The sequence below is a fragment of the Kiloniellales bacterium genome (assembly GCA_030064845.1).
Classification (GTDB): Bacteria; Pseudomonadota; Alphaproteobacteria; order Kiloniellales; family JAKSDN01; genus JASJEC01.
On sequence record JASJEC010000006.1, the window covers coordinates 94,012 to 107,357 of the forward strand.

Consider the following 13,346-nt stretch of genomic DNA (forward strand, 5'->3'; position numbering starts at 1 on the left):
CAATATTACTTGCGAACGGTTATCACTGAACTGAGGCATCTAGAGGGACACCATGGCATTCGATCCTGATCGCAGAACCATGACCCGGGCGCAGACCAGCGCGGCTGAGATCGATGTCGGCCTGCGCAACTACATGCTGCGGGTCTACAACTACATGTCGCTGGGCGTCGCCTTCACCGGCGCCATAGCGCTCTTCGTGGCCAGCGACCTTGCAATGGTCCAGGCCGTTCATTCGGTCTTCTGGCTGTTCTTCATCGGCATCCTCGGCATGGGCTTCATCGCGCCGCGGGTCATGATGTCCAAATCGATCGGCGCAGCCCAGGCCTGTTTCTGGGTCTATGCGGCTATGTGGGGCGCGATCATCGGTCCGATGATCTACGTCTACGGGCAGGTCGATCCGATGCTGGTGCCCAAGGCGTTCTTCATCACCGCTGCAGCCTTCGGTGCGATGAGCCTCTACGGCTACACCACCAAGCGCAACCTGGGTCCGATCGGCGCCTTCCTCTGCATGGCCACCTTCGGCATCCTCATTGCGCTGCTGGTTAACGTGTTCCTGATCCAGAGCCCGGTGTTCGACCTGATCCTCTCGGTCGTCGTGGTTCTGGTGTTCTCCGGGCTGACCGCCTACGAGACGCAGCAGATCAAGAACATGTACTACGAGGCGGATGCGGGCGACGTGGCGACGCGCAAGGCGATCTTCGGGGCCTTCATGCTCTACGGCTCCTTCGTCACGTTGTTCATCTGGATCCTGCACCTGCTCGGGATGATGCGCGGCGAATAGCCCGCCCGGCAGACGCTCGAGTTCGAGGGCCCGGAAGGCAACTTCCGGGCCTTCTTCTTTCGGGCGGCGTCGGTTCAGGCGGTGCGGCCGCCGTCGACCGGCAGGCAGACGCCGGTCAGGAATCCGCCCTCGTCGGCCGCCAGATAGAGCGCGGCGGCGGCGATGTCCTCGGGCGTGGAGAGGCGGCCGAGTGGCACGGTCTCGATGAACTTCCGCCGGTTCTCCGGCGTGTCCGGCACACCCATGAAGCGCTGCAGCAGGCCGGTGTCGCCGATCACCGGGCAGATGGCGTTGACCCGGATGCCCTCCGGCGCCAGTTCCAGCGCCATGGACTGGGTGATCACGTTCACCGCCCCCTTGGAGCCGTTGTACCAGGTGAGTCCCGGGCGGGGCCTCAAGGCCGCCGTGGACGAGGTGTTGATGATGCAGCCGCCGCCCTGGCGCCGGAAGACCGGCACGGCCTCCAGGGCAGCCAGGTAGATCGACTTGACGTTGACCGCGTAGACCCGGTCGAACTCGGCCTCCTCGGTCTCCAGCAGCGGTTGGTTCAGATGGGTGTAGCCCGCGTTGTTGACCAGGATGTCGAGCCGGCCGAAGGACTCCGTCGCGGCCTGGATCATCGCCCGGACGTCCGTGCACCGCGTCACGTCGGCGTGGACGTAGGCCGCGCGGCCGCCGGCCTCGGCGATCTGGCCGGCCACGCTGCGGCCGCCGTTGTCGTTGATGTCGGCGACCACGACCGCGGCGCCCTCGGCGGCGAAGCGGCGTGCGATCCCCGCGCCGAAGCCGGACCCGGCGCCCGTCACCACCGCTATCTTTTCCTCTAAGCGCACGATATCCCCCAAGCCTTGCCGACCCGAGAGAGTAGCAGCGCGCGGTCAGCCGCGCAGCAGGCGATCGTCGAGCACGATGTCGAAGCGTCCGGCAAGCGCGCCCGGCTCGATCTCCGGCGCCGGCGCGAGCGCGACAGCCACGGCGGCCTGCGCCGATCGGTCCAGCCGGCGATAGATGAAGTCGCGCGCGTTCCGGGGGTCGCCGGCGACGTACATCTGAGTGGTCAGCCGCTCGATCCCCTGTCCGGCGATCGCGCAGTGGATGTGCGGCGCCCGCCCGGGATAGGGCACGGGCTTGATCGTGCGGAAACGGAAGCCCGCGTCGCTGTCCACCGCCATGCGGCCGAACCCCTGGAAATTCGGGTCGGCGGCGCCGCCATCGCGCGGATGGTGGTAGCGGCCGAAGGCGTCGCACTGCCAGATCTCGACGCGCACGCCGGTCAGCGCCCGACCGCTCTCGTCGAGGACGCGGCCGAAGAGATGCAGCACCTCGCCCTCGGCCTTGCCGGGGCGTCCGGCGACCGAAACCAGGTCGTTGTCCGAATCGAGCGGCAGCGTCTCCGGATAGAACGGCCCCGGCGTCTGCCGCGGCGTCGGCGTCAGCGCCGCCCGCGCGCCGCCTGCGAGCCCGGCGGCAGCGCCGAGAGCGAGCGCAGCTCGCAGCAGGCGCCGGCGGTTCAAGCGTGTAGCGGTCATCGTTCCTCTCTCCGATGATCAGAGATATGGGATCTCAGGCGGCGCGCGCCAGACCTCCTTTGCCGGTAGTGCGCCGACCGGGCGGGTGGCAGAATGCGCAGCAGCCGCCTGGATTCGAGGGAGCCGAGGCCATGTCCGCCTATCTGATTGCGCAGCTCACCGTGACCGACCCGGAGGATTTCGGCCGCTACCGTGAAGCGGTCACCGGGTTGGTCGCGCGCTACGGCGGCCGCTACCTGGTGCGCGGCGGTGCGACCGAATGCCTGGAGGGCGAATGGGCCGCGTCGCGCATGGTGATCATCGCCTTCGACAGCGTCGCGCAGGCGAGGCGCTTCTACGACTCGGCCGAGTACCAGGAAATTCTGCCTCTGCGCCTCAATGCCTCGGAGGGTGTGGTTGTTCTGGCCGAGGGTTCCGGGCCCGACTAGAACAGAACCAGCTTCGCGGGAATCCCCGGTGGCGATTGTCGCGCAATAGTAGGAAACAGTTCACAAACTTCAAACGTGCCGTCGCCGCTCCAAGGGTGTATTCTCGAAACGCGGGAAAAGAGGCGAGGGCGGAGAGCAGCTAGGGTATGAGGGACAAGTCTCACGATCCCCCGGCCCCCTTCGAAGACGCGGGCGCAGCGAGGGTGATCGAGGCGAGCCTGGCCGGCGAGCGGGGGCAAGGCTATGGCGACATGCTGCGGTCCGCAGCCGACTGGCATTGGGAAACCGACCGCGAGCTCCAGCTCGTCCAGGTCTCGCCCGGACTGACCGCGGCACTCGGAACGCCAGGACAGATTCTGCTCGGTCATTCCATTCTCGACCTGATCGATCCCCAGCAGCGTGACGCACAGGCGATCCGCGACGCCGTAGACCAGCGGCGGGCGTTCCGCATCGAGGGGCTGCGGCTTCAAGGACCGAACGCCGGACGGACGACCTGGCGAATCACTGGCATCCCCTACTACGCGAGCGCCAGCGGCCGGTTCGCCGGCTACCGCGGCACCGGCACGGCGAGCGAGGGGGCGCTGGAACGGCCCGCCGGGACATCGGTGCAGCTGCTCAAAATTCTCGACGCCGCCCTGGCCCGCAAGGACGAGCTGGAGCACCGCCTGACCGAGACGGGCGACTCGGCGCTGGAGGCGCGCCTGGCCGCGATCGCGCACGAGTTGCGCACGCCGCTCAACGCCATCATCGGCTTCGCCGAGGCCATGAAGGAGGGCCATCTGGAGCGCAACGTGGACTACGCACGCAACATCCACGAGAGCGGCCAGCATCTCCTGGCGGTCATCGAGAGCCTGATGAGGTCCCAGGAGCCGGTCGAAGACGGCGAGCCCGAGCTCGACGTGGCGGCGGTGGCGGCCAGCGCCCTGCGCATGCTCGAAACCAAGGCCGAGACGGAGGATATCACCGTCATCAACGCCCTGCCCGACTATCTGCCCAAGGCCCGGGGCGAGGGGCACCTGGTGCGCCAGATCCTGCTGAACCTGCTGACCAACGCGATCAAGTACACGCCGCGGGGCGGCTCGATCGGCATCGAGGCCACCGTCGAGGAACCCGACAGCATGGTCGTGATGATCTGGGACACCGGCATCGGCATCGCGCCGGAGCATCAGGAACGGGTCTTCCAGCGCGCCTATCGGGCCCCGCAAACCGAAGAGAGCCGCCCGGGCAGCGGCCTCGGCCTCGCGATCGCGCGAAGCCTCGCCCAGGGCATGGGCGGGGACATCGAGATAGCCAGCACGCCGCACAAGGGCACGCGCGTGTCGCTGCGCCTGTTGTTAGCTAAGGAAACCTGATTTTACAGAGGTTTCTGTCGTTTTCTTCATTCTAAATCTGGATTGACCCCGAGCGCCGCGCTATAGTCGCCGGCAGGCTAGGAAAGCGCAGTTTGGGGGAGTGCTATGAAAGCGATTTTGGTTCTCATTGTCGTCGTCGGCAGCATGGGCAGCAGCAACTATGGCGATCAGCGCGTCCAGGTGCGCGAGATCGAGTTCTCGAGCATCGACGCCTGCCGGAAGGCCGCGGTTCAGATGGTCAGCGCCAGCCGCGGCGCCAACGACCGGGCGCGGACCTTCGACGTCGACCGGTCGAACGGTCGGGTGCTGGTTCCGGGGCCGGTCGTCATCGCCGAGTGTCTGGAGCTCTGAACCCGCACCCGGATCTGCTCTAGGGGTCGGGGGTTCCAACGGCGGCCAGATGGCTGCCGCGGGCGTCGCTGAGAAAGCGCCCGAAGAGATCGGCCGCCGCCAGGTTCAGGGCCGCCACCCCGGCGTCGACGCTGGCGGCGCCGGTCGGCCGGTTCACGGCGTAGCTGTCGATCACCAGAGCCCGCCGGTCGCTCAGCCGGACCAGGGCCAGCTCGACCTCGATTGTGACCATGGGTCGCCCGCCCGCCCGGTTCTGCTCCAGGCGCTTCAGGCGGCCGCGCACCTCGTAGTCGGGCGCGACCCGGAGGTCCGGCGTCACGATCATCCGGGCGAAGCCGCTGGCGCGCAGGTACTCGATCAGCTGGGCCCGCAGCATGCGGCTCGGAACGTCGACCCAGTGGTGGTAGTCGTGCTGCCGCAGGGTCAGCCCGTCGTCCGAGACGGCGAAGATGAGCGGCCGTTCCCGGAGCAGCCCGTCGGCCTCGAAGGGCGAAACCGAGACCACCCCGTCGAGCGGCGCCTTGGCCCGATTCTCCGCCGGTGCGGCGCTCACGACGATGCGGTGAAAGTTGTCCTTCGGCACCGGCGGAGCCGAGGTCCCGCAGCCGGCGGCCAGCAGCGGGAGGACGAACAGGAGAAAGCGGAGCCGACGGCGCATCAGTAGAACCCTCCACCGTCGGCTTCCTGCGCCGTGCCGTTGAGCAGGAGGCTGGGGTTCTGCCGGATCAGCCGGCTGAACTCGTTCATGTTGCGCGAGGCGCCGTCCAGGTTGTGGACCATGGAATCGATGTTGCGCGCGACCGAACCCAGGCTGTAGCGCAGGTCTTTCAGCGACTGGTCCACGGTCTCCCGGTTCTCCTCGATCAGCCCGTCGAGGTCGGTGACCAGGGCCTGAACCCGGACCATGCTGTCACCGAGCCGCTCGCTGGTTTCCAGGAACACCGCCGAGGTCCGGTCAAGGTTGGAGATCATGCGGCCGACCGCCGCGGCGTTGGCGGGCGAGGCCACCGTCTGCAGCGACTCGGCGCTGGCGTCGAGCCGCGCCAGAACGCCGGCGACCTGGTCGGCCAGCGCCGGCATGCGGTCGTTCATCTGGCGGGCCAGATCGTTGAGGCTGGCGATCAGGATACCGGCTTCGTCCGCGATCGCGCCGCCCTTGTTCTCGATCAGCGCCGTGACCTGGTCGATCAGCGGCATCAGGCCGTCGCGGCTGAGGTCGCCGAAGGTGCCCGCGACCTCGGCCATGACCGCGAACATGTCCTGGGGCTGGGCGCTGGGGATGCGCGCGCCCGGCGCCAGCACCTCGGCGGCGCGGCCGCTCTCGATATCGATCGTCTTGGCCGACAGCACGCTGGTGCTGCCGATGCGGGCGAGGCTGTCGACCGGCAGTCGCCACTGCTGATCGATCGAGAGCTCGACCCGGAACCGCATGCCGCTGCCCTCGGCGAAGGGCACGATCCGGTCGACCTGCCCGATCGGATAGCCTTCGTATCGCACCTGCGTGCCGAACCCGATGTCGGCGACGTTGTCCAGAATGGTGTGATAGTCCGTCCGGGCGCCGACCTGTCCGGTCAGCAAGGCGACCGCGGTCAAGGTGCCGGCGATCATGGCGGCGACGAAAGCGCCGACGAGGACGTATTGGGTGTTTGCCTTGCGCATCTTTGTCTAGTCCATCGTCATGCCCGCGGCTCTCCGGCGAGGCGGTTCAGATAGGTGGTGGGATCGATGTCGGGGCGCTCGGCCCGGCGCTGCAGGAGGTTCTGGATCCGCGGATTGTCGCTGCGCTTCAGGGCGTCCGGCGACTCGACCGCGATCATCCGTCCGTGGTCGAGCACCGCGATCCGGTCGGCGATCTTGAAGGCGCTCTCCATCTCGTGGGTGACCACGACGATGGTCATGTCCATGGCGTCGCGCAGCCGCAGGATCAGTTCGTCGAGCGCGGCCGAGACAGTGGGGTCAAGCCCGGCCGAAGGCTCGTCGAAGAACAGCACCTTGGGGTCGAGCACGATGGCACGGGCCACGGCGGCTCGCTTGAGCATGCCGCCCGAGAGCTGGGCCGGCATCAGGGCCTCGAAGCCCGAGAGATTGACCACCTCGAGCTTGAGGCGGGCGACGATGTCCATGGTCTTCTCGTCGAGGCCGCCGAACTCGCGGAGCGGCAGCTTGACGTTCTCGGCCACGCTCATCGAGCTGAACAGGGCGCCGCCCTGGAAGGCCACGCCGATCTGGCGCCGCAGCTCCGGATTCTCGCGCAAGCCGACCTCGGCCCAGCTCTTCCCGAGTACCCGGACCGAGCCGCCGCTCGGATCCTGCAGGCCGATCAGGTGGCGCAGGAAGGTGCTCTTGCCCGAACCGCTGCCGCCCATGATGACCATGATCTCGCCCGCGTCGACCGCGAGGTCGACGTCGAACAGGACCTGCGTCTCGCCGTAGTGGGCGGTCAGCCTCGCGACCTCGATGACGGGCGCGGCCCCGGCGGCCGGGGCCTCGGCGCTCGGCGCTGTGTTGGGCGGGGCGGGCGTCGCGGTCATGGCTTCACTGCGTTACGGCGAAGGCGAAGAGCATGTCGGTCAGGACGATGGCGCAGACGCCCTGCACCACGGAGCGGGTCGTGGCGCGCCCGACGCCCTCGGCGCCGCCCTTGACCTGGGAGCCGTTGACGCAGGCGATCAGCGCAATCAGCACCGAGAACATCACGCTCTTGCCCAGGCCGTGCCAGACGTCGTTGGGCGAGAGAACATCGATCGTGTTGGACACGTAGGCCGCCATGCCGAGATCGAGCGCCGCCGAGACGTAGAGGCCGGCCGAGAAGAGCGCGACCAGGTCGGACCACGCGGTCAGGGCCGGCAGCATGACCATCATCGCGAGCAGCGGAGGCGCGACCAGAAAGCGCACCGGATTGAGGCCCATCACCTGCAGGGCGTCGACCTCCTGGTTGATCGTCATGATGCCGATCCGCGCCGCCAGCGCCGAGCCGGAGCGCCCGGCCACCAGGATTCCGATGATCAGCGGCGAGAACTCCCGGGTGACGGCGAGCGCGATGCCAACGTGGGCGTAGGACTGGGCGCCGAAGAGACCGAGGGAGTAGAGGCTCTGGATCGCCAGCATGAGGCCGACCGTGGCCGACAGCAGCGTGGCGATGGGCAGGGCGTGGATGCCGATCTGCATCATCTGCGCGACCACCGCCTGCAGGCGCACCGGCTGCCGCCAGCGCCAGCCCATGCAGCCCCAGAAGGCCGCGTCGGACAGCAGGGCGAAGGCGTAGCCCAGCTCGTCCAGCGCCTTGACGGTTCCGCGGCCCAGGGTCTCGACGGCGCGCAGCACGATAACCGCTCCCGCCTAGGCCCTGATGGCGAGCGCCGACGCGAGGTCGGCGTGAATCGGGAAGACCTTGTCGAGGCGGGCGAGCTCGAAGACCCGCTTGACCTGGCTGCTCGCCGCGAACAGCCGCAAGGCCGTGCCGTTCTTGTTGGCGATCTGCATCGCCTCGATCAGGCTGGCCACGCCGGAGCTGTCGAGATAGGTCACCTCAGAGAGGTCGATCAGCAGATCCTTGCCCTTGGCGACCGCGCCCAGCAGCAACTTGCGGATCGGCGCGCAGTGCTCCAGGTCGACGTCGCCTTCCAGCTTGACCAGCAGCTTGCCCTCGACCTCGCGCAGCCCGGGCTCGGCACTGTCTTGGAACTTGATCATGATCTACTCCAGCTTCTTGAAGAGTTTCAGCAGGTTGCCCTGTCCATTCGCGGCCGGCCGCAGCTCCGCCCGGTCCATGATTTCGCGGATCAGGTGGGTGCCGAGCCGTCCGGGCCTGATGTCGTCGAGGTCCCGGGGCTTGACCCGGCTGGGATCGACAGCCGGCGCGCTGTCGTGCAGCTCGATCACCAGGCCCTCCGGATTGTGGAGCACGCGCAGCACGACGCCGCCTTCGGCGCCCTCGCCGTAGGCGTGGCGGATGATGTTGGTGACCGCCTCGTCGACCGCGAGCACGATGTCGAGCGCCGTCTCCTCGCTGAAGCCGCGCTTCAGGGCGGTCGACTTGACGATCGTCCGCACGTCCTTCAGCCGCTCGATCCGCGCGATGAAGTCGAGCTCGAACAGGAGATCGCCGTCCAGCGGCGCCGCTGCGCAGGGGCTGTTCATGAGTCCGTCCAACCGTCGTCGATCGCCAGGAGCGTCAGGTCGTCGCGGGCCTCCCAGCCTTCGCGGTCGAGCTCGGCGAGCAGCGCGCCGAGCCGGGCCTCAAGGGGCAGATCGGCGAAGCTCTCGATCAGCTGAACCAACCCCTCGACGCCGAGATCCTCCTGCTCCTCGTAGCGGTACTCGGTCAGGCCGTCGGTGAAGACGTAGAACTCGCCGCCGCCCAGCTCCGCCTCCTCGATCTCCAGGCTGAAGTCCTCGACGATGCCGAGCGGCGGCCCCGAGGCCGGGTAGGAGCGGTAGCTCCGGTCCGGCGCGCGCAGCAGGGGCGGCTCGTGGCCGGCGTTGGCGAAGCGCACCCGGCCGGTCGACCGGTGGTAGACGCCGGCCACCATGGTCACAAACATGCCGTGGCTCGCGGTCTCGCAGAGCTCGCCGTTGATCTGGGCGAGCAAGGCCGCCGGGTCGTCACTGGTCTTGCCCAGACAACGGAACAGGCTCGCGGTCTTGGCCATCAGGAGGGCGGCGTTGAAGCCCTTGCCGGAGACGTCGCCCAGCGCGAAGGCGATGTCGCCGTTGCGGCCGAGGAAGAAATCGAAGAAGTCGCCTGACACCTGCTTTATCGGGCGGTTCAGGCCGTGAATCGGCCAGGCGTGGCCTTCCGTCGCCGGCAGCAGACCGCGCTGGATCTCGGCGGCCAGGTCCAGCTCGCGGGCCAGGCCTTCCTGGAACGCGATGGTGTCGCGCAGCCGCAGGTTGGAGAGCGCCAGGGAGAGCAGCGACGCGGTCGTCCGGAGGCAGGTCTCGACGTCCTGCTTGGCCGCCGCCGCCGCATCGGTCGCCACGACCACGGCGCCCAGTCCTGCGCCGCCCTTCAGCAGGGGCGCGCAGACCAGGGGCGTGCCGCCCTCGACGGCGGCCTCACGCCAGAGCAGCCGCCGATCCCCGATGCTCTGCTCGACCAGGGCGGTGAGCGCGCCGGGGCTCTCGGGCAGAACGTCCTGGGAGCCGAAGGTCATGGCCTGCACGTAGCCGTCTTCGCCATCGGGCAGGAAGAGGGCGACGACCCGCGCCTCCAGGGTCCGGGCGAGCGGTGACAGGCAGCGCGGCAGGGTCTGGCCCAGACCCAGGTCGCCGGCCAGCAGCTCGCCCAGCTCGGCCAGATAGGCGAGACAGCCGGGCTGCTCGTGCTGGCCGAGGGCGGAGGGCGGACTGCTGTGGGGCGACAGGACCATGGCTCCGGGCTGAGGTGGCCGTTTCCGGCATTCAGACTAGTCTTTAATTCTTAATCATCGCTTGGCCGCCGAGCCCCCGGGGAACGCCAACCGCCCAAATCGCCGTCGAATCCGCCTTCCCGTGGCGCTCGAACTGGCGTAAATCCGCTGGTGGCGAGGATTCTCCGGGCCGGCACGATCCAGCGAGCCGAGGCTCTGATGATAAAATATAATTAATTCAATGGTTTAACTGAGCTCGGCGGGAGCCGGTGAGCGAAAAGCAGAGGCGGAGGGGTCCATGACGCAAACAGCGGCGAAGCCCGGACGGCGGGCGGGCAGCGCCAAGGCGCCGGCTGCGCGCCGAAAAGGCGAGACGAGGCAGCTGAACCTGGCCCTCCAGGGCGGCGGGGCCCACGGCGCTTTCACCTGGGGCGTCCTGGACCGCCTGCTCGAAGAGGAGACGATCGTCCTGGAGGGCATCACCGGCACCAGCGCCGGGGCCATGAACGCCGCCGTGACCGCCTGCGGCCTGAGCACCGACGGACGCCGCGGCGCGCGCCGCAAGCTCGAGGAATTCTGGAGCGAAATCAGCAAGTTCGGACGCCTGGGCCCGCTCCAGCCGAGCCCGCTCGACCGCGCCGCCGGCAACTGGAACATGGACCATACGCCGGCCTACCTGGCGATGGACATGGTCACCCGCCTTCTGTCGCCCTACCAGACAAATCCTTTTGGTTACAACCCCTTGCGCGAGGTGCTGGAGCGGATCCTGGACCTGGACCGGCTGCATGCCTGCACCGAGGTCAAGATCTTCGTCTCGGCGACCAACGTGCGCAGCGGCAAGATCCGCGTCTTCAAGAACCAGGAGGTGACGATCGACGCCCTCCTGGCCTCGGCCTGTCTGCCGACGCTCTATCAGGCCGTGGAAATCGACGGCGAAGCCTATTGGGACGGCGGCTTCATGGGCAATCCGGCGCTCTTTCCCCTGTTCTACGAGTGCGGGACCGGGGACGTCGCGATCGTCCAGGTCAACCCGATCGAGCGCAAGGAGGTGCCGAAGTCCTCGCGCGAGATCCTCGACCGGATCAACGAGATCAGCTTCAATTCCTCGCTGATGCGCGAGATGCGGGCGGTCGCCTTCGTGACCGACCTGATCGACCGGGGCCTGCTGGACGACAAGGCCTACAAGCGCGTGCGGGTCCACCTGATCGAAGCCGCCGCCGAGATGAGCCGGCTCGGCTTCTCCAGCAAGCTGATGGCGGACTGGGAGTTTCTCTGCCACCTCAGGGATCTCGGCCGCACCACGACGGAAACCTGGCTGGCCGCCAACGGCGACAGGATCGGGGTCGAATCCACGGTCGATCTCCGCGAGACCTTCCTATAACCAGCCAACCCTGCCCAATGGCCTGCCCGAAGAATTCGCGCCCCTGTGGCCTTTGCCACATGCCGGACGGGCGCGACGTTCTAAGTATAGCGCTTGGAAGCGATGTGCCTCTCTCCGCTTCCGAGCCGCCCCGTAGCCTGCAGCGGCGCGGCTCACAGACTTGGCCCCGCCGTGCGTTCCCCGCAAGCGGCGGGGTTTCTTTGTGGCCAGGACATCGAGACGAAACAGAAGGCGAAGCAGCCATGACCGAGTCGATTGCGATCCGGCCGGCGACCGAGGGCGACCGCCCGACGGTCCTGGCCTTCCTGACGGCCCTCTCGGACTACGAGCTCCCGCTCTACGACGGCCTGCGCGAAGGCGCCGACTGCGCGGAGGAATACTTCGAAACCACCAGCCGGGCCGTCGAGAACAACAATGCACTCATGCTGATCGCGGAGAAGGACGGCCGGCCCGCCGGATTCATCTGGTTCTGCGAGGAGATGGACGACGACGTCCTGCTGCGCGAGGACGCGCGGCGCCACGGCTATATCACCGACCTCTTCGTGCTGCCGGAGTTTCGCGGCCAGGGCGTTGCCCGCGCCCTGATGGCGGCGGTAGAGCAGCGCTGCCGCGCCCTGGGGCTCGACCGACTGCGCATCGACGCGATCGGCGCCAACCAGCCGGCGCGCCGCTTCTACGAGGCCCGGGGCTACGTCCCAGTCATCGTGACCCACGAGAAACGCCTCAATGAAACCTAAGCGCGGTTGCTCTTGATCACGGTCATCCTTCGACACGCTCAGGATGAAGGGTCTTTGTCTGAAGACATTCTGCCCTCACCCGCGCGAAGCGCCGGGCTACGCCCCTTGTCGAAGGGTGACGGTGCCATCTGAGCACCCCCCTACGCTGCCTGTTAAGGAAGCTTGTCGCGCAGGCTGTAGTAGAGCATGCCGGCGACGAGGCCCGGCCAGCGCAGGAGGGTGCCGCCGGGAAACTGCCGAGAGGGGATGCGGGCGAAGACGTCGAAGCGCTCGGCTGTTCCGGCCGCCGCTTCGGCGATCAGCTTGCCGGCCAGGGAGCTCAGCGCCACGCCGTGCCCGGAGTAGCCCTGGGCGTAGAAGATCTCGGGCTCGAGACGGCCGAAGGCGGGCAGGCGGTTCAGGGTGATCGCGAGCGTGCCGCCCCAGGCGTAGTCGATCCGCGTCTTCGCCAGCTGGGGAAAGACCCGCAGCATGACCCGGCGGACGAAGCTGCCGATATCGCGCGGAAAACGGTTCGTGTAGGTTTCGCCGCCGCCGAACAGCAGCCGCCGGTCGGCCGAGAGGCGGTAGTAGTCGACCACGAACTTGGTGTCCGAGACCGCCACGTCGTCGCGGATCAGCGCGCGGGCGCCGGCCTCCCCGAGCGGCTCGGTGGCGAGGATGAAGTTGTTGATCGGCATGATAGATCCGGCGATGCGGGGCTCGAGCCGCCCCAGATAGCCGTTGCAGGCCAGCACGACGATCCGGGCCCGCACCTGGCCCTCGCGCGTCCGCAGATGGGTCGGCCGGCCGGGCTCGTAGTCGAGCACGCGGCTGCCTTCGAAGACCCGGACTCCGGCCTCGCGCGCCGCCCGTGCGAGGCCGAGGGCGTAGTTCAGGGGATGGAGGTGGCCGCCGCCCCGGTCGAGCACACCGCCGTGGTAGATCTCCGTGCCCAGGCGCTCGGCGACCTCGGCCTTGGTGAGGGGCACGTCGTCTTCATAGCCGTAGTCCCGCGCGAGACGCGCCGCGCTCTCATGGAGATCCGCCACTTCGCCCCGCTTGAAGGCGGCGTAGAGAATGCCGGACCTGTAGTCGCAGGCGATGCCATGGCGGGCGATGCGCTCGCGGACGGTCGCCTTGGCCTCTTCCGCCAGGTCCCAGAGCTGGCGCGCCGCCGCCGTTCCCAGCATGGCCTCGAGTTCCTCCTGACCCTGGCGCTGGCCCGACCCGACCTGGCCCCCGTTGCGGCCGGAGGCGCCCCAGGCGATGCGCTCGGCCTCCAGCAGGACCGTGTCGTAGCCCCGCTCGGCCAGATGCAGCGCCGCGGAGAGGCCGGTGTAGCCGCCGCCGATCACGCAGGCGTCGCAGTCCAGCGATTCGGTCAGCCGGGGATGGTCCTCGAGACCCTCGGCCGTCGCCAGGTAATAGGAGTCCGGATAGGGTTGCGCGATCAT

At 68.1% G+C, this 13,346-nt stretch carries 16 protein-coding genes; 6 read left to right on the forward strand and 10 right to left on the reverse strand.

All coding sequences use genetic code 11. The features are described 5' to 3' along the window. Nucleotides 1-52: 52 nt before the first annotated feature. On the forward strand, nucleotides 53-781 hold the full coding sequence (locus QNJ67_03925) for a Bax inhibitor-1/YccA family protein (GenBank protein MDJ0608099.1): 729 nt from the start codon (nucleotides 53-55) through the stop codon (nucleotides 779-781). Between the two features lie 74 nt (nucleotides 782-855). Here the strand turns inward: QNJ67_03925 and QNJ67_03930 are convergent, their stop codons facing one another. Together QNJ67_03930 and QNJ67_03935 are read right to left on the reverse strand one after the other, a co-directional pair. Beyond that, a complete protein-coding gene (locus QNJ67_03930; GenBank protein ID MDJ0608100.1) occupies nucleotides 856-1,614 on the reverse strand; it encodes a glucose 1-dehydrogenase in 759 nt (252 codons plus the stop codon). Nucleotides 1,615-1,659: 45 nt separating this feature from the next. Continuing rightward, nucleotides 1,660-2,310, reverse strand: a complete 651-nt coding sequence (locus QNJ67_03935) for a protocatechuate 3,4-dioxygenase (GenBank protein MDJ0608101.1) — start codon at nucleotides 2,308-2,310, stop codon at nucleotides 1,660-1,662. A 131-nt stretch (nucleotides 2,311-2,441) separates the two neighbouring features. Between QNJ67_03935 and QNJ67_03940 the strand changes: the two genes are divergently transcribed. The 3 genes from QNJ67_03940 (at nucleotide 2,442) to QNJ67_03950 (ending at nucleotide 4,441) form a co-directional block, all read left to right on the forward strand. Next, entirely contained in the window at nucleotides 2,442-2,738 is a 297-nt protein-coding gene (locus tag QNJ67_03940; protein MDJ0608102.1) for a DUF1330 domain-containing protein, read from the forward strand. A 146-nt stretch (nucleotides 2,739-2,884) separates the two neighbouring features. Next, complete coding sequence (locus tag QNJ67_03945; protein ID MDJ0608103.1) at nucleotides 2,885-4,090, forward strand: PAS domain-containing sensor histidine kinase; 1,206 nt, start codon at nucleotides 2,885-2,887, stop codon at nucleotides 4,088-4,090. A 105-nt stretch (nucleotides 4,091-4,195) separates the two neighbouring features. After that, a complete protein-coding gene (locus tag QNJ67_03950) occupies nucleotides 4,196-4,441 on the forward strand; it encodes a hypothetical protein (GenBank protein ID MDJ0608104.1) in 246 nt (81 codons plus the stop codon). Between the two features lie 19 nt (nucleotides 4,442-4,460). Here the strand turns inward: QNJ67_03950 and QNJ67_03955 are convergent, their stop codons facing one another. The 7 genes from QNJ67_03955 to QNJ67_03985 are packed head-to-tail and all read right to left on the reverse strand — an operon-like array spanning nucleotide 4,461 to nucleotide 9,813. Then, nucleotides 4,461-5,099, reverse strand: a complete 639-nt coding sequence (locus QNJ67_03955) for an ABC-type transport auxiliary lipoprotein family protein (protein MDJ0608105.1) — start codon at nucleotides 5,097-5,099, stop codon at nucleotides 4,461-4,463. Next, nucleotides 5,099-6,100 carry an MlaD family protein gene (locus tag QNJ67_03960; protein ID MDJ0608106.1) on the reverse strand — a complete coding sequence of 334 codons (1,002 nt, stop codon included), beginning with the start codon at nucleotides 6,098-6,100 and terminating at the stop codon, nucleotides 5,099-5,101. Before QNJ67_03960 ends, QNJ67_03955 begins: the two co-directional genes overlap by 1 nt. A gap of 17 nt (nucleotides 6,101-6,117) precedes the next feature. Further along, nucleotides 6,118-6,972 (reverse strand): ATP-binding cassette domain-containing protein, encoded by an 855-nt coding sequence (locus tag QNJ67_03965; GenBank protein MDJ0608107.1) that lies wholly within the window; start codon nucleotides 6,970-6,972, stop codon nucleotides 6,118-6,120. Nucleotides 6,973-6,976: 4 nt separating this feature from the next. Next, nucleotides 6,977-7,765, reverse strand: a complete 789-nt coding sequence (locus QNJ67_03970) for an ABC transporter permease (protein ID MDJ0608108.1) — start codon at nucleotides 7,763-7,765, stop codon at nucleotides 6,977-6,979. Nucleotides 7,766-7,780: 15 nt separating this feature from the next. After that, complete coding sequence (locus QNJ67_03975) at nucleotides 7,781-8,134, reverse strand: STAS domain-containing protein (GenBank protein MDJ0608109.1); 354 nt, start codon at nucleotides 8,132-8,134, stop codon at nucleotides 7,781-7,783. Between the two features lie 3 nt (nucleotides 8,135-8,137). After that, complete coding sequence (locus tag QNJ67_03980) at nucleotides 8,138-8,581, reverse strand: ATP-binding protein (protein ID MDJ0608110.1); 444 nt, start codon at nucleotides 8,579-8,581, stop codon at nucleotides 8,138-8,140. Beyond that, nucleotides 8,578-9,813: a PP2C family protein-serine/threonine phosphatase gene (locus QNJ67_03985; protein MDJ0608111.1), complete on the reverse strand. Its 1,236-nt coding sequence runs from the start codon at nucleotides 9,811-9,813 to the stop codon at nucleotides 8,578-8,580. The genes QNJ67_03980 and QNJ67_03985 overlap by 4 nt, the downstream gene beginning before the upstream one ends. Nucleotides 9,814-10,090: 277 nt before the next feature. On the opposite strand from QNJ67_03985, the gene QNJ67_03990 reads away from it, so the two are divergent. Both QNJ67_03990 and QNJ67_03995 read left to right on the forward strand, forming a co-directional pair. Further along, the gene (locus QNJ67_03990) at nucleotides 10,091-11,173 is read left to right on the forward strand and encodes a patatin-like phospholipase family protein (GenBank protein MDJ0608112.1); all 1,083 of its coding nucleotides are present in this window, start codon (nucleotides 10,091-10,093) and stop codon (nucleotides 11,171-11,173) included. Nucleotides 11,174-11,415: 242 nt separating this feature from the next. Continuing rightward, nucleotides 11,416-11,910, forward strand: coding sequence for a GNAT family N-acetyltransferase (locus QNJ67_03995; GenBank protein MDJ0608113.1), 495 nt, complete (start codon nucleotides 11,416-11,418; stop codon nucleotides 11,908-11,910). 152 nt (nucleotides 11,911-12,062) lie between these two features. Here the strand turns inward: QNJ67_03995 and QNJ67_04000 are convergent, their stop codons facing one another. After that, entirely contained in the window at nucleotides 12,063-13,346 is a 1,284-nt protein-coding gene (locus QNJ67_04000; protein ID MDJ0608114.1) for an FAD-binding oxidoreductase, read from the reverse strand.